Origin of the sequence: Hyalangium gracile, from assembly GCF_020103725.1 — a bacterium.
GTDB lineage: Bacteria > Myxococcota > Myxococcia > Myxococcales > Myxococcaceae > Hyalangium > Hyalangium gracile.
Genome location: NZ_JAHXBG010000007.1, coordinates 350,137 through 372,433 on the forward strand (window position 1 = coordinate 350,137; position 22,297 = coordinate 372,433).

At 70.4% G+C, this 22,297-nt stretch carries 14 protein-coding genes and 1 tRNA gene; 6 read left to right on the plus strand and 9 right to left on the minus strand.

The features are described from left to right. The first annotated feature begins 14 nt into the window (after positions 1-14). The gene (locus tag KY572_RS16770) at positions 15-707 is read left to right on the plus strand and encodes a hypothetical protein (protein WP_224243653.1); all 693 of its coding nucleotides are present in this window, start codon (positions 15-17) and stop codon (positions 705-707) included. Positions 708-740: 33 nt separating this feature from the next. On the opposite strand, the gene KY572_RS16775 is transcribed toward KY572_RS16770, so the two are convergent. Then, positions 741-4,523: an FAD-dependent oxidoreductase gene (locus KY572_RS16775; RefSeq protein ID WP_224243654.1), complete on the minus strand. Its 3,783-nt coding sequence runs from the start codon at positions 4,521-4,523 to the stop codon at positions 741-743. A 184-nt stretch (positions 4,524-4,707) separates the two neighbouring features. Here KY572_RS16775 and KY572_RS16780 point away from each other — a divergent pair, with 184 nt between their 5' ends. Further along, on the plus strand, positions 4,708-6,111 hold the full coding sequence (locus tag KY572_RS16780; protein WP_224243661.1) for a hypothetical protein: 1,404 nt from the start codon (positions 4,708-4,710) through the stop codon (positions 6,109-6,111). A gap of 10 nt (positions 6,112-6,121) precedes the next feature. Here the strand turns inward: KY572_RS16780 and KY572_RS16785 are convergent, their stop codons facing one another. The 3 genes from KY572_RS16785 to KY572_RS16795 form a co-directional block, all read right to left on the minus strand. After that, positions 6,122-7,696 (minus strand): bifunctional glycosyltransferase/class I SAM-dependent methyltransferase, encoded by a 1,575-nt coding sequence (locus KY572_RS16785; RefSeq protein WP_224243662.1) that lies wholly within the window; start codon positions 7,694-7,696, stop codon positions 6,122-6,124. Positions 7,697-7,808: 112 nt separating this feature from the next. Further along, entirely contained in the window at positions 7,809-8,267 is a 459-nt protein-coding gene (locus KY572_RS16790; protein ID WP_224243663.1) for a hypothetical protein, read from the minus strand. Next, complete coding sequence (locus KY572_RS16795; RefSeq protein WP_224243664.1) at positions 8,264-10,507, minus strand: glycosyltransferase family 4 protein; 2,244 nt, start codon at positions 10,505-10,507, stop codon at positions 8,264-8,266. Before KY572_RS16795 ends, KY572_RS16790 begins: the two co-directional genes overlap by 4 nt. Before the next feature lie 42 nt (positions 10,508-10,549). Here KY572_RS16795 and KY572_RS16800 point away from each other — a divergent pair, with 42 nt between their 5' ends. Next, positions 10,550-11,644, plus strand: coding sequence for a glycosyltransferase family 4 protein (locus tag KY572_RS16800; protein WP_224243665.1), 1,095 nt, complete (start codon positions 10,550-10,552; stop codon positions 11,642-11,644). 10 nt (positions 11,645-11,654) lie between these two features. Here the strand turns inward: KY572_RS16800 and KY572_RS16805 are convergent, their stop codons facing one another. Beyond that, positions 11,655-12,572 carry a GDP-mannose 4,6-dehydratase gene (locus KY572_RS16805; protein ID WP_224243667.1) on the minus strand — a complete coding sequence of 306 codons (918 nt, stop codon included), beginning with the start codon at positions 12,570-12,572 and terminating at the stop codon, positions 11,655-11,657. Positions 12,573-12,776: 204 nt separating this feature from the next. Here KY572_RS16805 and KY572_RS16810 point away from each other — a divergent pair, with 204 nt between their 5' ends. The 3 genes from KY572_RS16810 to KY572_RS16820 all read left to right on the plus strand — a co-directional run bounded on the left by KY572_RS16810 (position 12,777) and on the right by KY572_RS16820 (position 16,633). Next, complete coding sequence (locus KY572_RS16810; protein ID WP_224243674.1) at positions 12,777-14,051, plus strand: myxosortase-dependent phytase-like phosphatase; 1,275 nt, start codon at positions 12,777-12,779, stop codon at positions 14,049-14,051. Between the two features lie 45 nt (positions 14,052-14,096). Next, positions 14,097-15,938, plus strand: coding sequence for a bifunctional metallophosphatase/5'-nucleotidase (locus KY572_RS16815; protein ID WP_224243677.1), 1,842 nt, complete (start codon positions 14,097-14,099; stop codon positions 15,936-15,938). A gap of 209 nt (positions 15,939-16,147) precedes the next feature. Continuing rightward, positions 16,148-16,633: a hypothetical protein gene (locus tag KY572_RS16820; RefSeq protein WP_224243678.1), complete on the plus strand. Its 486-nt coding sequence runs from the start codon at positions 16,148-16,150 to the stop codon at positions 16,631-16,633. A gap of 104 nt (positions 16,634-16,737) precedes the next feature. Here KY572_RS16820 and KY572_RS16825 read toward each other — a convergent pair whose 3' ends face one another. From KY572_RS16825 to KY572_RS16840, 4 genes are all read right to left on the minus strand, one after another. Next, positions 16,738-19,515, minus strand: a complete 2,778-nt coding sequence (locus KY572_RS16825) for an Hsp70 family protein (protein ID WP_224243682.1) — start codon at positions 19,513-19,515, stop codon at positions 16,738-16,740. Between the two features lie 24 nt (positions 19,516-19,539). Next, positions 19,540-21,393 (minus strand): Hsp70 family protein, encoded by a 1,854-nt coding sequence (locus KY572_RS16830; RefSeq protein ID WP_224243683.1) that lies wholly within the window; start codon positions 21,391-21,393, stop codon positions 19,540-19,542. Positions 21,394-21,419: 26 nt separating this feature from the next. Next, positions 21,420-22,013, minus strand: coding sequence for a DUF2760 domain-containing protein (locus KY572_RS16835; RefSeq protein WP_224243685.1), 594 nt, complete (start codon positions 22,011-22,013; stop codon positions 21,420-21,422). 95 nt (positions 22,014-22,108) lie between these two features. Next, positions 22,109-22,184: transfer RNA gene (locus tag KY572_RS16840), tRNA-Ala, on the minus strand. Positions 22,185-22,297 lie beyond the last annotated feature (113 nt).

The window sequence follows — 22,297 nt, forward strand, 5'->3', positions numbered from 1 at the left end:
CGTCAGGAGTGGGCATGCGTCGGTCGCTGTGGGTGCTGTGTGTGGTGCTGGGCTTCTCAGGTTGCAAGAAGGAGAAGGCGGAGCCAGCACCCCGGGCGGCCGAGGTGGCCCGGCCCTCGTCCGCCCCGCACGAGGGCGAGCAGGCGCCGGAGGACGGAGCCGGCGGCGCCGAGTTCGGCCCCCACGCGTACACGGTGACGAAGCCGAAGCTGAACGCCTATGTGGGCTACCAGCGCAAGCTGCTGGAGGCCTACGAGAGCCTGCTGAAGGACGTGGCCATGGCCAAGGTGAAGCCGGACGCCGGGCGAGGGGACGCGATGGCGGAAGTCAACGCCACCATGAAGCTCATCGAGGGCAAGGCGAAGGCGGAGGAGGCGGCGCGCAAGGAGGCCGGGCTCACCGAGGAGGACGTCAACGGCATCGCCGAGGTGGTGACGGCCGTCATCGGCCAGCGTCAGCTGACCCAGTCGCTGAAGTTCGACGAGGAGCTGACGAAGCTGGAGGAGATGCAGGCGAAGCTGACGCCGGAGCAGCGCGAGGAGCTGGCGCCGCAGCTGGCCGCCATGCGCGAGCGCATCGAGGACCTCCAGAAGCTCACCGAGGCGCGGCGCACGTACGGGGACGCCAACGTGGACATGGTCCTCACCCGTGAGGAGGACCTCACGAAGAACTACCAGGACATGCTCAACACCTTCAGCAAGAGGTGAGGCGCCGCAAGGGACACCTCACCTCGGTGAAGGCTAGACGCGCTTGAGGGTCGGCGCCTTCTGGAGCAGGTTCGCCAGGAAGACGTCGGAGACCTTCTCCAGCACGGTGTTGCCGCGCAGGCGCTGGTTCAGGTTCACGAAGTCCACCTGGTCCAGCTTCTGGTCCTGGTTGAAGCAGGAGAAGACCCACGTCTCCTTGCCCGTGCGCGGGTCCACGTGCTTCTGGAGGCACTGGGCGCAGATCTCCTTCATCATGCACTGCATCGGCGAGTTGATGGAGCCGATGGCCTCGTGCTCGGGCTTGAGGAAGGGCTGCAGCACGCCGTGGCGGGCCTCCTGCACCGCGCGCATCATCCGGTCCGAGCCGATGGCGATGATGCGGTCCACCTCGCCGAAGGAGATGAACGGCTTGGGCCCCAGCGTGCCCTGCGCGTAGGCCACCATCGCCTGGACGACGTTGCCTCGGAAGGCGGAGTCCTGCGGGCGCCGGGGCTGGATGAGCTCTCCGCCGTCCACGGACCAGACGATCTGGTCCGTGCCGGCCTCGATCTCGTCCTGCTTGAAGCTGTCCAGCCTGGTCCGGTAGCCGGCGAAGTAGAGGACGCGGCAGCCGGCCGCCTTGAGCGAGCGGGCGATGGAGAAGAGCACCGCGTTGCCCAGGCCGCCACCCACGAGCACCACCGTCTCGTTGTGGCCGATCTCCGTGGGCGTGCCGGTGGGGCCCATGAGCACCACGGGCTCGCCCGGCTTGAGCGCGGCGCACAGGCGAGAGGAGGAGCCCATCTCCAGCACGATGGTGCCCATCAGCCCCTTCTCCTTGTCCACCCACGCGCCGGTGAGGGCCAGGCCCTCCATCGTCAGCCGCGTGCCGTCCACCACGGGGGCCAGGCGCTCGAAGTTCTGCAGGCGGTAGAACTGGCCGGGCTCGAAGTGGCTCGCAGCGAAGGGCGACTTCACCACCACCTCGACGATGGTGGGCGTGAGCCGGTTGACGGCCACCACCGTGGAGCTGAACGCCTCGTCCATCTTCCCGAAGTGGGCCGCCAGCTGCTCGTCCCGCTTGCGCTGGGCCAGCTCGTCCGAGAAGTCCGTGGCCTTCAGCTCGCGGGCGAAGAGGCGGGACACCTGGGGGTACCCGTCCTTGGCGCTGGCCATGGCCTTCACCACGTTGCCCGCGTAGGTGGGGTGGTTGTCTCCGTAGAAGGAGATGAAGCGCCCGTCCTTCTCGTACGAGGTGAAGAAGCCCACCCGGGCCAGCAGATCCTCGCTGGCGGGCTCCACCGGCTGGAGCTTGAAGCCCTCGCCTTCCTCCGCCAGATCGAAGCCCTGGAAGTACTCCTTGTTGGCGTCGAGCCGGAAGGTGCCAGGGTACTCCTTCTCGTAGGTGACGTTGGGCGAGGTGCCCGCCGCCACGCAGACGGTGCGCGCGGGCAGCTCGAAGAACTCACCGCTGCCCTTGAGCTTGCCGTCCTTCGTCACCATGCGCTCGAAGCGGATGCCGCGCACCGCGCCCGAGGCGTCCGGCAGGGCCTCCGTCGGGCTCATGCGCTCGATGAAGCGGATGCCCTCCTCGAGCGCCTTCACCACCTCCTCGTGGTTGAGGCGGTAGGCGGGCGACTCGGTGAGGCTGCGGCGGTACACCAGGCTCACGCCGCCCCAGCTGCGCACCAGCTTGATGAAGTCCGGGGCGCGGCCCTCCGCCTGGGCCTTCTCGCGCTCGGCGCGAACCGCCCGCCCGTGCTCCAGGAACGTCTGGTAGGTGGCCTTCTCCTCCGCGTCCAGCCTCGCGAGGATGGCCTCCTCGCCGATCTCGGCCGCCAGGCGCTCGTGGCGCTCGATCATCCGCTCCACCTGCACCGGGTAGTAGGCCATCAGCTCCGTGGCCGTGTCGATGCCGGTGAGGCCGCCGCCGATGACGATGGCTGGCAGCTGCACCTGGAGGTTGGCCAGCGAGTCCCGCTTGAAGGCACCCGTGAGCTGCAGCGCCATCAGGAAGTCGCTCGCCTTGCGGATGCCCCGGATGAGGTTGTTCTTCATCCCGATGATGGTGGGGCGGCCGGCTCCCGCGGCGATGGCGATGTGATCGAAGCCCAGCTTCCACGCGTCGTCGATGGTGAGGGTGCCACCGAAGCGCACGCCGCCGTAGATGCGCAGGTTCTCCCGGCGCGCCAGCGTCAGGTGGATGAGCGTGAGGAAGTTCTTGTCCCAGCGAACGGTGATGCCGTACTCGGACACGCCGCCGAAGCCCTCGAGCACGCGCTCGTCCAGCTCGCGGGTGATGCGCTTCCAGTCGTGGATGGGCTGGAGCGGCTTGCCGTTGCGGCCGACCAGCTCGTCCTCGAAGGGCTCGATCTTCAGGCCGTCCACGCCAGTGACGCCGAAGCCCTCGTTGAGCAGGTAGTGCGCCAGCGTGTACCCGGCCGGGCCCATGCCGACGATGAGCACGTTGCGGCCTCGGTACGGCAGCGCGTACGGCTGGCGGACGTTGAGGGGGTTCCAGCGCGTGAGCAGGCCGTAGATCTCGAAGCCCCAGGGCAGGTCCAGCACGTCCGTGAGGGTGGCCGTCTCCGCCAGGGGGATGTTCACCGGCTCCTGCTTCTGGAAGATGCAGGCCTTCATGCAGTCGTTGCAGATGCGGTGGCCGGTGCCGGGGCACATGGGGTTGTCCAGCACCACCATGGCGAGCGCCGCCACCGAGTTGCCCTCGCGCTTGAGGGCGTGGGCCTCGGAGATGCGCTCATCCAGCGGGCAGCCGATGAGGGGGATGCCCAGCGGGTTCTTCTTGAAGGAGTGGCCCTCGGCGACCGGGTCCTTCGCCTTGAAGCCCTTGGAGCAGGAGTCCTTCTCGCGCTCGTGGCAGATGACGCAGTAGTCCACCTCGTTCATCACGTCGCGCGGGGTGCCGCGGCGGTCGGTGAGCTTGAAGCCGTCGCGGTGGCGCAGGTGGTGCTCGGAGCCCTCGGCGATCTCCGGCAGGTTCGCGTCCGGGCGGTGGAGCTGGACGAGCTGATCGAACACCAGCGGCTTGGGCAGCCGGTGCGTGGGCCAGGTGTGGAACAGGTGCTGCTGCTCCGGGTGGAGCGCGCGAGCGAACGTCCAGCGGTCCGCCAGCGAGAGGAGGGCGCGCACGCCCTGCAGCTCGGCGGCGTCATCTCCCTTGGTGACGAGGCTGGAGCCGAAGGCCTCGCGGCCCTCCGGGGTGGCCACGAGGGCCTCTCGCAGGGTGGCCCAGCGGGAGCGCAGGCCCTCGGCGCGCGACTGCTGGTCGGCGGGCAGCGAGCCGGAGAAGAGGCGCTCGAGGTCCATCAGGGTGAGGATGGAGGTGGCCAGCCCGCGCTCGGGGTCCTCCTTCATCGGGGCCTCGGGGAAGCCGAGCTGCAGCAGCAGGCGCATCCGGGCATCGAGCGAGGGGAACTCGGCCAGCGTGGGCCGGTCCGCCGCGCCCTTCTTGAAGACGCGGCGGGTGATGAAGTCGCGCTTGTAGTCGAACAGCGGCAGCTCGCCCGTGAGGCGCTGCGCCAGGGTCTGCTGGTCGCCCTCGATGTTGAAGAGGCGGGCGATGAAGCGGGAGACGTGGCGGGAGACGCGAATGAGCAGGTCCGACTGGGCGGGGCCGGAGAGGTTGGTGCCTCCGGACTTGCGGTATGTGTCGAAGGCCTGGAAGAGCTCGGGCTCGTGCTCGGTCAGCCAGGCGTCGAAGCGCTCCGCCAGCCGGCGCAGCCCGCGAGGACGGTAGAGGTCCTCGAAGGAGAACCCGGGCAGGCCCAGGGTCAGGGTGGGGCTGGAGTCGGTCGGGGTGGCAGTCGAAGCGCGCATATCACGGGAGGTGTAAGGGGCAACCAGGGGTGACGGCCCCTGAAAAGTGCCTATTTCGCGGGCCACCGCCTGGAATGCAAGCAGGCATCGGCCTTCACCGCGCGGCGGGGCGATGGGAACGATTTCGCTGGCTTTCGTCGCCAGGAGGCCAGCAGGGCGGGCGAGGGTGCTACAAAGGCGCGCCGTGCCTACTGAATCCTCCAACCCCGCTCCCGCCCTGGCCGAGGCGAGGACGGTCCCCAGCGATGGCTGGTTCCTAGCCGCCTGCTGTCTGGCAGCGGCCACCGTGCTGGGACTGACGCTGCAGCTCACCGACGGGACGCTGCGGGAGGATGCCCTCCAGGGGCTGGGGATGACCCTCGCGTTGTGCGCGGCGGCCGTGGTGGGCTCGCGCCTGGGGCGGTGGCACTCGCTGGTGGAGGTGGGGCTGACGCTGATGCTGGCGGGGGCCCTGTTGCTGCAGCTCAAGGAGTTGTGCCTGACGCACCCGGGCCGGCATCTGCATCTCGAGGGCCCGTGGCCCTATGCCCCGCTCTACTGGGGGCTGGCCGCGCAGGCGCTGGCGGCGGGCGCCTTGCTGGCCAGCTCGGACCGCCTGAGGCCCTGGCTCGTTCCGCTGCTGCTGGTGGCGCACTTCGCGCTGGGCGTCTGGATGCTGAAGACCTCGCCGGCGCCCTTCATCGACGTCTTCGTCTTCCAGGTGCAGGGGCCGGATGCGCTCCTGAACGGCAGCAACCCCTACGCCATGACGTTCCCCAACATCTACGGGCACGGCTACTTCTATGGCGAGGGCGTGGTGCAGGGCGGACAGCTGATGTTCGGCTTCCCGTACCCGCCGCTGAGCCTGATGCTCTCCGTGCTGGGGAAGGTGCTCGGAGGGGACCCCCGGTACGCCCAGCTGGTGTTGATTACCCTGGCGGCGGGGCTCATGGCCTACGCTCGGGGCGGGAGGCTGGCGGTGGGGGCGGCGGCGCTCCTGCTGCTGACTCCTCGCGGGCTCTTCATCCTCGAGATGTCCTGGACGGAGCCCCTGCTCGTCGGCCTCCTGGCCGCCGCCGTGTTCTGCGCGTGCCGGTACCCCCGCGCGCTGCCCTACGTGCTGGGCCTGATGGTGGCGGTGAAGCAGTACACGGTCTTCATGCTGCCGTTGATCCCGCTGCTCACGCCCCTGCGAGGGCGCCAGCTCTGGGGGCTGCTGTGGCGAGCGGGGGCCACAGCGCTGGCGGTGAGCCTGCCGCTGATGATCATCAACCCCAAGGCGTTCATCTGGAGCGTGGTGGAGCTCCAGTTCCACCAGCCCTTCCGGAGGGACTCGCTGAGCTACCTGTCCTGGTGGGTGGCGCAGGGGCGCCCGCAGCCGCCGGTGTGGATCGCCTTTGCCGGGACGGGAGTGGCCCTCGCGCTGGCACTCTGGCGCGCGCCCCGGACGCCCGCGGGCTTCGCGGCGGCGGTCGCGCTCGTCTATTGCGTCTTCTTCGCGCTCAACAAGCAGGCCTTCGCCAACTACTACTACTTCGTGGTGGGCGCGCTCTGCGTCGCGGCGGCGGCGGCGAGCCGGCCCGTGGAGGCGTCCGCTCCAGCCAGGTGAGCCTTCGGGCTCAAGCCGTGCGGCGCGGTGGCCTCTGGGAGGGCTTCTCGGGGGAGGCGGGGCCCTTCCCATCCGGAGGCGTCTTGCGCAGCTGCTGGGCCCGCATGGCGCTCTTCTCCTTCGAGTCCTTGAGGACGAAGCTCACGTCGGGCGTCGTCTCCGCCTCGACGTAGATCTGGTACGAGAAGAGCGACTTGCTCAGGCGGATGAGGGCCAGGTTCGCCCCGAGGGCCGCCTTGCCGAGCACGCCGTTGCCGAGCACCTTCGGGAAGGGCGCCGGCACGCCGCGGACCTCCTTGATGCGGAAGCCGTTGTCGCGCAGCAGGTGGCGCAGGCTGCGGAAGGTGAACAGGCGGGTGTGCGTCCGGTCCAGGATGCCGGCCTTGCCGTAGTTGAACTGGCCGCCCAGCAGCATGAGGCGCTGGACGATGAAGGCCACGTTGGGCGTGGTCAGCACCAGCTTGCGCGGCGTGTAGTCGAACTGCTGGCGCAGCTCCGCGAGGAAGCGCTCGGGATCCTTGAGGTGCTCGATGACGTCCAGCAGGAGCAGGTGATCGTAGTCCTTGACGCTGAAGCGCAGGGGCTCGTCCAGGTTCTGGACGTGGACCTGGATGCGCGGGTCGGGCTCGGCGGGCGGGTGCTGGTCCACCACGGCGGTGGTGCAGCCCTTGTTGACGAGCTCGCGCGCCATGCCTCCCGGGCCGGCGCCGATGTCCAGCACCCGGGCGCCGCTGGGCACCGCGTCCAGGGCCCACGAGTGGCTGCTCGCGTAGCCGAGCTTGAGATCATAGTGCCGGTTGTCGTCGCTGATGGCGTCGTAGCGGCGCTGGTAGAGCACGCCGGCGCGGTGGAGGACGTTGCGCACCGTGGCCAGCATCACGTCCTTGGCGTACTTCATCCCGTTCACCCGGGAGATCTCGTCTCCGTAGTAGGTGGGGATGGACAGCTCCTGGATGCGCGCCCCCGAGTTCAGCAGCTGGAGGATGATCTCGGTGTCGAAGTGGAAGTCGTTGGAGTTGAGCTGGAAGGGGATGCGGCGCAGCGCCGCCACCGAGTAGATGCGGTAGCCGCTGTGGAACTCGGACAGGCGGGTGCCCAGCAGGGCGTTCTGGACGGTGGTGAGGATCTTGTTCCCCACGTACTTGTAGAGCGGCATGCCGCCCTTGAGCGCGCCGAAGCGGCTCATCATCCGGCTGCCGAAGACGGCGTCCGCCTGGCTGGAGCGCAGGGGCTCCATCAGGCGCGGCAGCTCCTCGGGGGCGTACTGCCCGTCGCCGTGCACCATGGCGACGAAGTCGAAGCCCTCGGAGATGGCGTAGGCGTAGCCCACCTTCTGGTTGCCGCCGTAGCCCTGGTTGTGCTCGTTGCGCAGGACGGTCATCCGGATGTCCGGATGGTTCTCCTGGTACTCGCGGCCGATCTCGAACGTGCGGTCCTCGGAGGCGTCGTCGACGACGAGCACCTCGCAGTCGTATGTCTGGAAGACCGATGCGGGGATGCGCTCCAGCACCCAGCGCAGGGTGGACTCGGCGTAGTAGGCGATGACGAAGATGAGCAGCCGAGGCTGCTTCGACGGCGCGGTCATGGAGGGCCTCGGGAGCGGGTCTATCGTGAGGCGCGGGGCGCTTCAAGGAAGTGGAGCGGCCGGTGTTCACGGGAGGCGGCCCTCGGCCTCCTGCCCGCCCCTCGGGCGGGGCCTACTTCGCCCGGGGGCGGCGGGGACGCACGGGCACCACGGGGGGCTCGCCGGGCGGAGTGGTGGGCGCCTTCGCGGCCTTGAGCTCCTCTACCTCGCGGCGCAGGCGGATGACCTCGGCCGAGAGCTGGGCGTAGGAGTCCCGGACGTGCCCGTTGAAGACGCGCTGGCGGCTCAGGGTCTCGTTGATGAGCACCTGGCACGTCTTGCGGAAGGCCCACTTGGCCACCACGACGAGCTGGCCCACGCCTCCCCGGTGCGTGTGCAGGGGCATCGGCCGGGTCGGGTCGCTGTGCTCCTCGAGAGCCTGGAGATTGAAGGACAGCGGGTCCACCCGGGGCTCGACGCCCTCTGGAGGGACCTCGGTGGCCTCGGATGTCGGGAGGCCTCGCAGGCGCAGGCGCTCCTCGATGCGGGCGAACAGCTCGCGCGCGGGGATGTCTCGTCCCAACAGCTTCATCGGCGCTTCTCCTCGAGAATGCGATCCATCTCCTGCTGGTAGGCAGCCACTACCTTCGTCCACGAGTACCGCTTCGCGTAGGCAAGACCCTTCTTGCCCATCGGGCCGCGCTCGTTGCCCACCTCGCGCAGGCCGGTGATGAACGAGTCCAGATCCTTGTACGCCCGGCCCGCCCCGCTACGCTCGACCTGGCCCACCAGCACGTCCGAGTGTCCATTGACGAGCACTGGGGTGGACTGGGCGAAGGCCTCGAGCGTGAGCAGCGAGAGGCTCTCGAAGCGCGAGGGCACCACCACGGCGAGCGCCCCGGCCAGCGCGTCGTGCTTGTCCTGCTCGTCGATGCGCCCCACGTAGCGTACGCCCTCTCCGGACAGGTCCATGTGGGCCTCGCCCGCGAGGACCAGGTCTGGCGCGTCCGCGAACCGCTGCCTCAGCGCGCGGTGGTGCGAGAGCAGCTCGGGGATGCCCTTTCCCGGCTCCAGACGGCCGACGTAGAGCAGGTAGGGACGGTGGACGCCGTGCTTCTGGCGGAAGCGCCGGGGCGTCGCGGAGGGCCGGTCCACTCCCACGCCTACCACTCGGGCGCGAGCGTGGTTCGGGTAGTAGCGCTCGATGAGGGAGACCTCTTCGGGGGTGTTGCACATGAGCGCGCGGGGACGCTCGAAGACGTCCGCGTACACGCCGAAGCGGATGGGGGGCTCGTCATGCGCGGTGGGGACGAGCAGCGCCCGGTTGGCCACCATGGGCAGACCCCACACGGTGGGCGCGTAGAGGTAGGTGAAGAAGATGAAGCCGTCGTAGGCGTCGCGGGACGTCTCGAGGTGCGTGAGCAGGCCGGGGGACAGCGGGCCCTGCTCGGCGACCCAGTGCTCCTCGCGCAGCCGCTCGAGACGGCGGTTGAACACCGTGTTCGACAGGGCGTTGAAGGGGCGGATGTTGCGCGTGCGCCTCACCGGGAAGCGCAGCACGGGCAGCCCGTCCTCCCGATCCGGACCTGGAGGGAAGACGTTCTCCCAGGACAGGTGGTTCTTGGCGCAGGTGGTGAGCACGGTGAGCTCGAAGTGCGGCGAGAGGTGCTCGGCGAGCTGCTGCGCGTGGCGCTCGGCACCGCCTGTCACCTGTCCGTAGCGCTGCACCACGATGGCCACGCGTGGGCGCTTGGGCTTGCGCGTGGTCCGGCGCGGTTTGGGAGCGGACGAGGCTGTCTCTCCGAGCGCGGTGGCCAGGGCGCGCTGGGCGTTCTCCGCGGAGAAGTGGGCGAGGCGCCGGGTCTGCCCCTTGAGGATCCGGGCGCGCAGCTTCGCGTTCTCGCTCGCCTCGATGACCAGCTCGGCGAGGAAGGAGAAGTGCTTCTGATTGAAGGCGATGCCCGCGCCTCCGAGCGTCTCCGGGACGGCGGCGGCTCCGAAGGCGAGCACGGGCACCTCGGCGGCCATGGCCTCGATGAGTGGGACGCCGAAGCCCTCGTGCTCGCTCATGGAGACGAAGACGTGGGCGGAGCGATAGGCCGCCACCAGCTCGGCGTGGTTGAGCCGTCCCAGGAAGTGCACTCCCGGCAGGCCCTTGGCGGTGCGCTGCAGGGACTTGAAGTAGCGGCTCCCGGCGTCGTAGCCGCCCACCAGCAGCAGTCGGGCCTCCGGGCGGATCCGCACGAGCTCCGCGTGGAGGGCGAGGAGGTCCTCGAAGCGCTTGTGTGCAGCCACCCGGCTCACGCTCAGCACCGTGGGAGCGCCGCCTTCGAGGCGCTTGCTCAGGGCGGGGTCGGCGTAGGTCTGGGCGAAGCGCTCCGGCTCGATGAAGAGAGGGACGGTGTGGACGTTGCGGTAGCCGGCGGCGCGCAGCTCGGCCGAGTTGAAGTCCGAGACGCCGATGGCCAATTCGACGAAGGGCGCCATGGCGGCGAGCTGGGCCCGGCCAGAGGTGAGCGCCTCGGCCAGCGGCGTGCCCGTGTAGAAGCGCGCGGGGCTGATGTTGTGGAAGACGAGCCCCCGGCGGCAGGGCAGGTGCATCAGGTGGCTGCTCAGGGCCGAGGCGATGCCGTGGTGGTAGAGGACCAGGTCCTCCGGGGCCGGCCGCAGCGCGGAGACGGGGTGGGCCAGGGACTCGAGGCCGGAGCCGACCTCGCCGGCGAAGAGCTCGCCGAAGTGGCCCATGCGGCGCAGGAGCAGCTGCAGATGCAGCGCGGCCTGTCCGGAGGCATCACCCGCCACGAAGCTGGGAATCAACTGATGGACCGCCATGGGGCGCTCTGCCTATCACACGCTCGTGGTATGAGGCGCCCCGTGTCCATTGGCCCCATCGCTTTCGACGCGACCCTCTGGGACGAGCCAACGACGGGTATCGGCCTGTACACCCGCTGTCTGGCCTCGGCCCTGGAAGGGGAGGGTGTCTCGCTGGAGCGCTTCGGCGCACGCGTCTCGGGAGAGCACCCACGAGGGCGGATGGGTCGCACGGGCTACGCGCTGGCCCGCCTGCCCGGGGACTTGAGGGGCTCTCGGGCGCGGCTCTTCCACGCGCTGGGGAACTTCAACCTGCCGCTCACTCGCACGCCCGGCAAGGCGTACGTCCTCACCGTGCATGATCTCATCCCGCTGACCATGCGGAAGACCGTGTCCACGGCGTTCCGGTGGCAGTTCCGCCTGTGGCTGGCGCGCAGCCTGATGCTCGCGGATCGGGTGATCTGCGTGAGCGCGCACACGCGGGACGAGTTGCTGGCCCGCTTCCCCGAGGCCGCCGGGCGCACCGAGGTGGTGCACAACGGGGTGGACCACGTGGATGCCGAGCACCTTGACCTCACGGGCGAGGCCTTCGTGCGAGCCCTGGCGCTGCCCAGGGACTTCGTGCTGTACGCGGGCTCGCTGGATGTCCGCAAGAACGTGGGGCTCGTGCTGGATGCGCTGGAGCGCCTGCGCGCCCGAGGCCGCTCGGCATCGCTCGTGCTGGCGGGACAGAGCTGGTTCGGATCCGGCGCGGTGGAGATGCGTGTGGGACGCATGCGCGCCGAGGGCTTCGACATCCGCCCGCTGGGCTACCAGTCCGCGCCCGTCTTCTACGAGCTGATGCGGCGCGCGGCCCTCTTCGTCTTCCCGTCCCGAGGGGAGGGCTTCGGCCTGCCGCCCCTGGAGGCCATGCGGCTGGGAACCGCCACCATCGTCTCCAACGCGGGCTCCCTGCCGGAGGTGTGCGGAGCCGCGGCCCCCGCGGTGGATCCGGACGATGCCGAGGGACTGGCGGAGGTGGTGGACCGGCTGCTGCGCTCACCGGAGGAGCGGCGGAGCTGGGCGGAGAAGGGCCGGCGCCAGGCCGCGGCCTTCACCTGGAAGCGCGCCGCGGAGCAGACGCTGGCGGTCTACGAGACCGCCCTCGGGAAGGCGTGAGGCGCGCCCCTCAGGCCGTGCCCAGCTCGAGCACCTCGCGCAGCGCTTGCGTCAGGGTGTGCTTCGGCTCCCAGCCCAGGGCACGCAGCTTGTCCGGTGAGCCGACGAGGCTCGGGATGTCCGCGGGCCGCAGCCGCGCCGGATCCTGCTCGATGCGCGCCGGCACTCCCGAGAGCGCCAGCATCTCCTCCAGCACGGAGCGGATCGTCCGGCCCGTGCCGCTGCAGACGTTGTACGTCTGCCCCGCCACCCCCGCCGTCAGCAGCAGCCGGTAGGCCGCTACCACGTCCCGGACATGGGAGAAGTCCCGGATCGCCTCCAGGTTGCCCGTGCGCAGCACCGGCTCCACCTTCCACTTGCCGATGGCTCGCAGCTGCGCGGCGAAGGAGGGCACCACGAAGGTGGCATCCTGTCCCGCTCCCAGGTGGCTGAAGGCCCGCGCCACCACCACCGCCAGCCCGTAGTTCCGGTGGAACTGGAGCCCCGCGAGCTCCGCCGCCATCTTCGACGTGGCGTAGGGGTTGCGCGGCAGGAGCGCCGCATCCTCGGTGGCGCGGCTGCCCTCGGGCACCGGGCCGTACACCTCTCCCGCGCTGATCAGCAGCACCCGGGTCTCGGGGGTGCTCTCGCGCACCGCCGTCAGCAGGTTCACCGTCCCCAGTGCGTTGACGGCGAAGACGCGCGCCGGGTTGCCGTGGCTGCGCGCCACCGAGGAGAAGCCCGCCAGGTGGATGATCCCCTGCGGCTGGGCCTTCTCCACCGCCGTGCGCACCGCCGCCTCGTCCGCGATGTCGAAGTTCAGCGCGTTGCTGTTGGCGCCCTCGGCTCGAGGCCCGTGCGCCTCCACCACCTCGTCGCCCGCCGCGCGCAGCAGCGCGCACAGGTGGCGCCCCGCGAACCCATCCGCCCCCGTGACGAGGATCCGCATCTAGTTCCCACCCGTGGCGAGGTGGAGGGTTTCCTGTCCCATGGTGTCCAAGATGATCGAGCGAGGGGTGTGCATTCCGAGTGTTCCCTGGACGAAAGCCGCGCGGTTGTACCCGAGGCTCTGCCTTGCGCCAACCCTCGGGCCCCAAGACTTCTTGCGCCCCCCAGCTCGCATGGCTAGGTAGGTACGACCCCGGAGGCCGTCATGCGGATTGCTACCCCCGTCGTCATGCTCCTCGTCCTGGCCGGGCTCCCCGTCTGGGCCCAGCCGGCCAGCGTCCAGCCTCTGGCCGAGACCCAGCCGGTGGTTCGAGCGGGCAACGCCCCCCAGGATGTCGCCATCTGGCCCAGCACCAGCGACGGGGGGACGGGGCTCTTCCTCGTGGCGGACTCCGCCGTCGGCCTCATCACCTTCCGGCTGGACGGCAGCGAGTGGCAGGCGCTCCTGTCGGACGGCGTGGCGTCCGGCGTGGACGTCAAGGAAGGCTTCGCCCTGCCCGGGGGGAACGTGCCTCTCGTGGTGGCGGCCAATGGGACGTTCCAGGCGCTCCTCGCGTACATCGTGGATCCGGTCACGCTGCAGCTCCGCCGGGTGGACACGGGGACGGTGAGCATGGCCGGCTTCGCCCCGAGCACCGTGGCGCTCTACCGCAGCCCCACGTCCGGCACCCTCTATGCCTTCACGGCCAATGCCGCGGGCACCATGCAGCAGTTCGAGCTGCGCGCCAACATGGATGGCGGCGTGGAGGGCTTCCCGGTGCGCAACTTCGCGGTGGGCGGAGCCGTCGCGGGCGCGGTGGCGGATGATGAGCAGGGCTTCCTCTTCGTTGCCCAGCAGAACACCGGCATCTGGCGCTACAACGCCGAGCCGGATGCGGGCACCTCGCGCATCAGCGTCGCCCCGGCCTTTGAGCCGCTCACGGCGCCGCTGGGCGGGCTCTCGCTCTACTCGCTCCCCGGCAGACAGGGCTACCTGCTCGCCGCGAGCGCCGGGGGGGATCAGGTCGTCGTCTTCAATCGTCAGGATCCTCACGACTCGGTGGGCACCTTCGTCGTCGTCCAGGATGGAGGCATCGACGCCGTGAATGGCCCGACCACCGTGGAGAGCACGTCCCGTCCGCTCGGGCCGGCCTTCCCCGCCGGGTTCGTGGCCGTCCACGACGCGGTCAACGCCCCCATGCAGAACGACAAGTTCATCTCCTGGACTGCCCTGTCCAGGGCCTTCTCGCCGCCGCTCCAGCTCCCCGCGGATGGAGGCACCACCGACGGTGGAGTCTCCGACGGAGGCACGGATGGCGGCGGTGTCACGGATGGCGGCACGGATGGCGGTGGGGGAGTGACCGGAGGCAATGGGCCCGGCGGCGGGCAGACGTACCCCCCCGACGACAGCGGGTGTGGCTGCGCCACGGCCTCGGTGCCGGGCACCCTCCTCTTCCTGGTGCTGGCCTCCGCGCTGCGCAGCCGTCGGCGGCGGAGCTGATGCCGGTTGCCAGCGGGCGGGCTCCGCGCTGAAGTGCCCGCCCTCATGTCTCGACTCCGCCTCTCCCTCGTCCTGGTGGCCCTCGTGGCCGCCGCGTGCCGCAGCGCCCCTCAGCCCGCGGAACCCTCGACGGCCGCTCGCTCGCAGCCCGTGGCGGCTGCTCCCGCCGAGCCCATCCGGCTCACCATCGTGGGCACCAATGATCTGCACGGCTGGATCGCTCCCCTGCGCACCGCGCACAAGAGCGGCGTGGAGCTCGAGGAGGGCGGCGTGGCCACCCTCGCCAGCTATGTCGCCCGGCTGCGCGCGGACAACCCGGATGGCGTGCTGCTGCTCGATGGAGGAGACCTCTTCCAGGGAACGCTCGCGTCCAACCTCACCGAGGGCGCCGTCGTCGTCGACGTGTACAACCGCCTCGGCGTGACGGCCGCGGCCCTCGGCAACCACGAGTTCGACTACGGCCCCGTGGGCCCGGCCCCCGTGCCCGTGAAGCCTGGAGATGATCCGCTGGGCGCGCTCAAGGCCCGCATCCAGCAGGCCCGCTTCCCCATCCTGTCCGCCAACATCCGCGAGGCGGACGGCGGCCAGCGCCCCGCGTGGCTCGGCAATGACGGCACGCTGCTCGTCACCCTCCGGGGCGTGAAGGTGGGCATCGTGGGGCTGTCCACGCCCTCCACCCCGACGACCACCAACCCCACCAACGTCGTCTCCCTGCGCTTCGAGCCCCTGGCTCCCGCCACCGTGGAGGCCTCGAAGCGGCTGCGCGAGCAGGGCGCGGAGGTGGTCATCGGCGTCATGCACGCGGGCGGCAAGTGCCCGAAGCTGGAGGATCCGAGGGATCTCTCCAGCTGTGAGCTGAAGAATGGGGAGATCTACGATGCCCTCGGCGAGCTGCCCCCGGGCACCCTGGATGCGGTGATCGCCGGGCACACCCACCAGGTCATGGGGCACTTCCTCCACGAGGTGCCCGTCATCGAGACGTACGGGCTGGGGCGCTCGTTCGGCTACATCGAGCTCTTCGTGGACCCGACGAGCCGCCAGGTGCTGCCGACTCGCACTCGCATCCACGCCGGTATTGCCCTCTGCGCCCAGGTGGACGCGACGAGCGGCACGTGCGATGCGCGCAAGCTGAAGGACCAGCCGGAGGTGCGGCTCGTGCCCGCGACCTTCCTCGGCGGCCCCGTGGTTCCGGACACCGACATCCAGACGCTCATCGCCCCGGCGCTCAAGCGCGTGGAGGAGGAGCAGCACCGCGAGCTCGGCGTCACCATCCCCGTGGTGCTCAAGCGCGACTACCAGGGCGAGAGCGTGCTCGGGAACTTCCTCTCGGACTCGCTGCGGGAGGCGGCTCGCGCGGACGTGGCCCTGATGAACCCGGGAGGCCTGCGCGCGGACATCGACGCGGGCCCTCTCACCTTTGGCGATATCTACGAGGTGCTCCCCTTCGACAACACCGTGGCCCTCGTGACGATGTCGGGGGATGAGCTGAAGCGGCTGCTCCAGATCGCCTATGGCATGAAGAAGGGGGGCGTCTTCCAGGTCTCTGGGCTCAAGGTGTCCCTCGCCCGCTGCCCTGGGCCGGAGCGCTTCCAGAGCGCCACGCTCGCCAACGGTCGGGCCCTGGAGCCCGCGAAGCTCTACCGGGTCGCCATGCCCGACTTCCTGGCTCGCGGCGGGGATGGGCTGGCGCCGGGCCTCGACAAACTCCCCCCCGGACGGGTGGATCTCGGGCTGACCCGCCCGGGGAGCCTCCGGGATGAGCTGATCGCGTACTGGCAGAGCCGCAAGACGCCGCTCACCGCTCCCTCCCTGGGACGTATCACCTACCTGGGCGGCACCGCCGAGTGCCCTCCGGCTCCGGCCCACAGAGGGCCGTACTCCCTGTGAGGTAGGGCCTGCGGAGGCGTGGGGGGAGGGGTTACACCCGCAAGTCGGCGAGATTTCAGTGGAATCGAGCCCGGGGCCGATTTTTCGGCCTGGGAGCAGTTTTCAAAACCCGATTTCCTCCTTACTCTAGGGCATGCCGTGCTCGGTCGGAGGGTTCTGTCTGAGCCTGGGAGACCAGGGCACGTGGCGGTAGTTCGGGAGGGATGGACATGCTTTACAAGGTGACCCCGATGATGGCGCCTCCGGCGCCTGAGAAGGCCAAGCCGCGCGAGCAGGGTCAGCCGCGCAAGAAGCGCAAGTCGGCGGTCTATGACGCGGATGGGCACGAGGTGCTCATCTCGCTGATGTGCCTGAAGTGCCGCACGCTCAAGCCGCTGGCGCAGTTCGGTCTGCGCAAGATGGCGGATGGAGCCATCCGGAACCAGCCCTGGTGCCGGACGTGCCGCTCGGGCGCCGGGACGAAGAAGCCCAAGGGCAAGGCCGCCGAGGCCTCGGTCGAGGTGGCCTCCGAGGCCATCGAGGCGCCGGCCTCCGCCGCCGAGGAGTCCACGGCCGCGCTGCAGGTCATGGCCGCCGAGGCCGAGCTGCCGGAGTCCGCGATCGCCGCGGTCGCCCTCGCGGATGATCCGGGCGACGAGGCGGGGGCCGAGGAAGAGCCCAAGGCCGCGTCCGCTCCCGCTCCCGCTCAGGGCTGAGCGCCCACGAGCCAGGATTTCCTCTGAGGTGAGAGTTGGCTCTCACCTGCCGGGAGGGATCCGCCCGAGGGGGAAGCCCCAGCGGAGGCGCTCCGCCGGGGTGTTCACATCGACAGCCGGAGGCCCGCGGGCAGCGTGTCGCCGAGAGCGCGCGCCTCGTCGGCCGCCTCCAGCGCGAGCACCTCGTTCACCATGCGCACCCAGGTCTCCGCGGCCTTCGCCGCGACGAGCGCCTGGGCCGTGCGGGCCCTGAGGGCCGGATCGATGTCGCGCGTGCGGTCGCCGGTGAGCCGCGCGAGCTGCGCCGCCGCGAAGGGGGCTCCGTCGATGCGGCGCAGATCCATCTCCAGCAGCAGCGTGAGCCACGCCTCGGCGGTGTCCACGTCCACCACCTTGTGGCTGCTCCCATAGAGGGGCACTCGCGCGCCCAGTCGCCCGAGCGACCACGCCCAGGGGCCGCCGGACTTCGCCTCGGCGCGGAGGCGGGAGGCTACCCAGCCGCCCAGCTTCGCCTTCTCGGCGGCGGGCAGGTGCTCCAGCGAAGCAGCCGCGCGCACCATCTCATCCAGGCCCTCGGGCTGGATGCCCTTGAGCTTGCCGGCGGGCGGCGCGTCCGGAGGCACCCGGCGGGCCAGGTGAGGCTCCAGGTAGGCCCAGAGCTTGGACTGCTGCGCCTCGGTGAGACCGCCGGAGATGCGGCGCCACATGACCCAGAACTCGATCCACACGGCCTTGTCCGTGTGGAACTGCACGAGCTGTTCGAACAGGCCGAACGTCTGCTCCGCGCGCCAGTGATCCAGCGGATAGCCGAAGCCGGGGCGCAGGGTGTAGCCGGCCAGGCTGTAGAAGACGCGCTCGTGGTCCGCCGAGCGGCGGCGCTTGCTGGCCCCGGCGAACAGGGAGCTCCACAGCTCGCGCAGCACGGGCACGCGCCATGTCTCGCGCGGGCCGAGCACCTTCTCCAGCGTCTTGGACAGCTGCTTCACGTCCTTGGGGCCGATGGGCAGCGGCTTGTTGCCGTAGACGCGCTCGACGTTCTCCTTCGCCTCGGCGAAGCGCGCGGGCATGGACTCGGTGACGGTGATGTCCTGGCCCGAGCCGGAGCCCCGGAGCTCGAACTCGAGGCGCCAGCGCTCGTCGGCGACGTTGGAGACGCAGAACAGCTCCAGGGTGCCGATCTCCGTGAGCGCGGCCCGCAGGTGCACGGGCACCTCCGCCGTCTTCCCCGAGGCCCCCTTGAGGAGCGTGTGGATGGGCGGCAGGGGCTTGAGGTCCTCGGCCAGGGGGATGATGTCGCCCGGCTTGTCGATGCGGTCGCTCGTCGTCGAGTACAGGGTGAACTGCACCGGGCGCCCGAGCGTGAGGGTGAAGGGGCGCTCTCCGAGGTCCACCGCCTGTCCCTCCTCGAAGCCGCGAGGGATGAGGCAGAGGACGGGCTGGTCTCCGCTGTCCGCGGGGCGCTCCAGGCCCACGTAGTAGGCGCGAGCCGCGCCGCCGCCGATGCGCAGGCCGTGGCCGCGCCGGACGAGGCCGTAGTACGCCGCCCCGCGAGCCACCGCCTTCTCCAGCGAGTCATGGCGGAGCAGGGGAATTCGGGGCGCGCCCGGCCACCACGCGGAGATGGCGTCCACCAGCCGCTCGGAGATGCGGGGCGAGTTGAAGACGCCACCATTGAGGAGGATGGCGTCGGGGCGGGGCAGGGCGCCCTCGGAGGGAGGTGCCTCGCCCAGGGCCGCGAAGCCGCCCGCCGCGTGCTGTCCGAGGAAGGCGGCCAGGTGGCGGGTGACCGCCGCGTCCTGGGCGTACGGCAGTCCCAGCTCCTGCAGGGCCATGCGCGCCGCGCGCCGGGGCCTGTCCGTCGGGCCCGAGGTGGGGAAGAAGCCGTCCAGCACGAGCCCCTCCGCCTCCGCCCGTGTCAGCTCCGTGGAGAGCGCCCCACCCAGCAGCCGGCTGCCCTCGGCCACCAGGGAGATGCCGTAGCGCTCCGGCGGGTTGGGGCCGAGCAGAGCCTCCTTCGCGGTTCGCGCGGCCTGGATGGCCTGGGTCCACTGGGTAGCGGACAGGCGCCGGCCATCGGAGAAGAGCTTCTCCTCCACCTTGCGGGCGAGGGCGGCGTCCATGTTGTCGCCGCCGAGCATGAGGTGCTCGCCCACCGCGAGCCGCCGGAGCATGGGGCCTTCCGGCGAGACGCCCGCGTGGACGAGGGTGAAGTCCGTGGTGCCGCCGCCCACGTCCACCACGAGCACCAGACGCACGTTGGCCAGCACCTTGGCCAGGTCCGTGCGGTGGCGCGCGGTGTAGTCGTAGAAGGCCGCCTGCGGCTCCTCGACGAGAGTGAACTTCTCCAGGCCCGCCTTGCGCGCCGCGCTGACGGTGAGAGCGCGCGCCGCCTCGTCGAAGGAGGCGGGGACGGTGATGACCACTTCCTGCTGGGCGAGCGGGGCCTCCGGGTGGGCGAAGTCCCACGCCCGAGCCATGTGCGAGAGCAGCAGGGCGCTGGCCTCCACCGGCGAGAGCTTGGCCACGTCCGCGGGAGCGCCCCACGGCAGGATGGGGGCGGAGCGATCCACGCCCGGGTGGCACAGCCAGCTCTTCGCGGAGGCGACGAGCCGGCCGGGCACGCGCGCTCCCTGCCACCGGGCGAACTCGCCGACGACGTTGGGGCCGGCCTCGCCCCAGGGGAGCTTGAGCGACTCGCCCGCCAGCTCATGGCCTGCGGGGACATAGATGCACGAGGGCAGCAGCGAGCGTGGAGCCACCTCGCCCTGCCGCACGAGCTGGGGAAGGGGAAAGTCCTCGATGGGGGCGCTCGGCCCGCGAGCGGGGTCAATCGACGCGACCGCGCAGTGGGTGGTGCCCAGATCGATTCCGATGATGCGCATAGGCCTCCCGTGCCGCGGTGCTTCTTACTCCTTCATGCGCACGTTGAGCTCCAGCTTCCAGCGGCCCGCGCCGTTCTTCTCCAGGCACCGCAGCTCCAGGGTGCCCACCTCGGTGACCGCCGCCTGCAGGTTCACAGGCGTCAGGTCTCCAAACGGCTGGGGCTGGCCCGGCAGCGTCGTCTCGATGGGCGCCAGCTCCTCCAGATCCTCCCGGCCGGCCACGTCATCGATCATTCCGCCCACCTTGTCGTCGCGGCGGACGGACGAGGCGAAGAAGCGGAACTGCGTGGGCTCGCCTGTCACGAGGCCGAACTCCTGCGGCGGGACGTCAGCCTGGGTGCCTTCCTCCATGCCGAAGGGCGCCACGCACAGCGCCTTCACCGGAGGCTCCATGCCCGGCACCGCGGGCATCGCCGTCTCCACGCCCACGTAGTACGCGCGGGCCGTGCCGCCGCGGATGCGCAGGCCGTGCCCCTGGCGCACCCAGCCGTAGTACGCCGCGCCGCGAGCCACCGAGAGGTCCAGGTCCGCCCCCTCCAGCTCCTTGGCCGGAGCCCCACCATCCGCCGTCAGCCAGCTGTTGAGCACCTCCATGACGCGGGCCTTGAGCGGGCCGGCCTTGAAGACGCCTCCGTTGAAGAGGACGGCGGTGGGGTGGAGGAAGGACTTGCCGCCCACATCCACCGGCGCGTCCGGAGAGGACGCCAGCGCCTGGGCCTGCCGCGTGAGGAAGGCCGCCAGGTGCCGCGTCACCCCGGGATCCTGCGCGTACGGCAGCGCCATCTGCGCCAGACCCGTGCGGCGAGCCGTACGCGGTAGCTCCGTCACCGGCGATGTGGGGAAGAAGCCATCGGTGAGCAGCTGGTCCAGGTCCGCCCGAGGCAGCTCCGTGCGCAGCGTGCCCCCAATCAAGGACGAGCCCCGACCCGGAATGGCGATAGGCACGCGCTCCAGCTTCGGATCCGCGTACAGAGTCTCCTTCGCCTGCCGGCAGCCATAGGTGAGGGCGTTGAACTGCCACGCATCCAGCTTCCGGCCCTCGGCCGCCATCCGCTGGTTCAGCGTGTGCGCCAGCGCCAGGTCCATGTTGTCGCCGCCCAGCAGGATGTGGTCGCCCACGGCCACGCGGACCAGCTCCACCTCACCCTCGCGCTCGCGCACGGTGATGACGGAGAAGTCCGAGGTGCCGCCGCCTACGTCCACCACCAGAATCACCTCGCCGGGCTTCACCCGCTTGCGGAAAGCCTCGCCCTGGGCCTCCAGCCACGCGTAGAGCGCGGCCTGCGGCTCCTCCAGCAGGGTGATGTTCGGGATGCCGGCGGCCTGGGCGGCCTCCAGCGTCAGCTCGCGCGCCGCCGCGTCGAACGAGGCGGGGACGGTGATGATGACGTCCTGCTGGGCCAGCGCGTTGCCGGCCTCCTCGCGCGTGCGGGCAAACGTGTAGTCCCACGCCTCGCGCATGTGGCGCAGGTAGCGCGCCGAGGCCTCCAGCGGTGACACCCGCTGCACCTCCGGCGGCGCCTGCCACGGCAGCATCGCCGAGCGCCGGTCCACCCCCGGGTGGCTCAGCCAGCTCTTCGCCGAGGACACCAGCCGTGTGGGCACCTTGGCCCCATGGGCCCGGGCGAACTCGCCCACCACCGTGGTGGCCTCCGGCTTCCACGGCAGCCCCATGCTGCCGGCGGGGAACTCCTGCTCCCCGGCCAGATAGAGGAAGGAGGGCAGCAGCGTGCGCGCCTCCACCGTGCCCGGAGCCGTCAGCTGTGGCATGGGCAGCATGGACTGCGTGGAGCCTCGGGGCTTGCCCTCCTCGAGGTTGAAGTACGACACCGCGCAGTGCGTGGTGCCCAGATCGATGCCGATCGCGTAGCGGGCCATGGACGGCGTCAGCTCCTTGCCGAGGCTCAGGCGAGCTCGACTTCAGCGGGGGCCAGCACCCGGGGGTCCATCGCCGGGCTGACCGTTGGGAACTTCACCTCCGTCGTCACCCACCCGTGGTGCTTGAGCGAGCCGGTGTACGGAGGCTGGCCCGCCACGTTGCCAGTCAGACGGATGCGCTGCGCATCGAAGCCGGCGGGCACCGGAACGCTCGCCCCCTCGGACTCCTGAAGGATGGGCTTGAGCGCCAGGTACTGCTGGACCACCTTGCGGCAGCCCTCGTGGACGATGCGCGCGGCGGCGCCCACGTCCGCGTCCGGGAACCCGGCCACGTTCTCCTGGAGGAAGTCGATGAGCCGTCCTTCCCTCTGGAGCATGGACAGCAGCACCAGCGCCGAGGCGTGCTCGCGCTCGGGGGGCAGGGCCGGGGGCGGCGCTGGCTTGGGCTCGGGCTTGGGCAGCGATGGGGTAGGCGTGCCCGCCCCCAGCGTGCCCGCGTCATAGGCCTGGCTCAGCGGGTGGACCGCCTGGGCGAAGGCCCCGGAGAACAGGACGCGCCAGAAGCAGAGGAACGCCAGCCAGAGGCGGGCGAAGAACGAAAGCGATGGCTGTTCGGTCATCGGCCCCGGATAACAAAGCCGGCAGCCAAAGCAATTCGCTTGTGCCCAAAATGCAAAGGGCCTCACTGTCTCCAGTGAGGCCCTCTGCTACTTCCTGGTGGAGGTGACCGGGATCGAACCGGTGACCTTCGCATTGCGAACGCGACGCTCTCCCAACTGAGCTACACCCCCACAATGTACCTGCCTGGCTGCTGCTCACTGCCGATCAGTTTGGGGCTGATCAAGTGGAACGGGCAGATACCGGACCCCTGTGAGGCTGTCAAGCGAGAGGAAGGAAACTGCCT

Coding starts and splice junctions, on each gene's coding strand:
- KY572_RS16770 (WP_224243653.1), top strand. CDS start 15: ATGCGTCGGTCGCTGTGGGTGCTGTGTGTGGTGCTGGGCTTCTCAGGT.
- KY572_RS16775 (WP_224243654.1), bottom strand. CDS start 4,523: ATGCGCGCTTCGACTGCCACCCCGACCGACTCCAGCCCCACCCTGACC.
- KY572_RS16785 (WP_224243662.1), bottom strand. CDS start 7,696: ATGACCGCGCCGTCGAAGCAGCCTCGGCTGCTCATCTTCGTCATCGCC.
- KY572_RS16790 (WP_224243663.1), bottom strand. CDS start 8,267: ATGAAGCTGTTGGGACGAGACATCCCCGCGCGCGAGCTGTTCGCCCGC.
- KY572_RS16795 (WP_224243664.1), bottom strand. CDS start 10,507: ATGGCGGTCCATCAGTTGATTCCCAGCTTCGTGGCGGGTGATGCCTCC.
- KY572_RS16805 (WP_224243667.1), bottom strand. CDS start 12,572: ATGCGGATCCTCGTCACGGGGGCGGATGGGTTCGCGGGGCGCCACCTG.
- KY572_RS16810 (WP_224243674.1), top strand. CDS start 12,777: ATGCGGATTGCTACCCCCGTCGTCATGCTCCTCGTCCTGGCCGGGCTC.
- KY572_RS16815 (WP_224243677.1), top strand. CDS start 14,097: ATGTCTCGACTCCGCCTCTCCCTCGTCCTGGTGGCCCTCGTGGCCGCC.
- KY572_RS16820 (WP_224243678.1), top strand. CDS start 16,148: ATGCTTTACAAGGTGACCCCGATGATGGCGCCTCCGGCGCCTGAGAAG.
- KY572_RS16825 (WP_224243682.1), bottom strand. CDS start 19,515: ATGCGCATCATCGGAATCGATCTGGGCACCACCCACTGCGCGGTCGCG.
- KY572_RS16830 (WP_224243683.1), bottom strand. CDS start 21,393: ATGGCCCGCTACGCGATCGGCATCGATCTGGGCACCACGCACTGCGCG.
- KY572_RS16835 (WP_224243685.1), bottom strand. CDS start 22,013: ATGACCGAACAGCCATCGCTTTCGTTCTTCGCCCGCCTCTGGCTGGCG.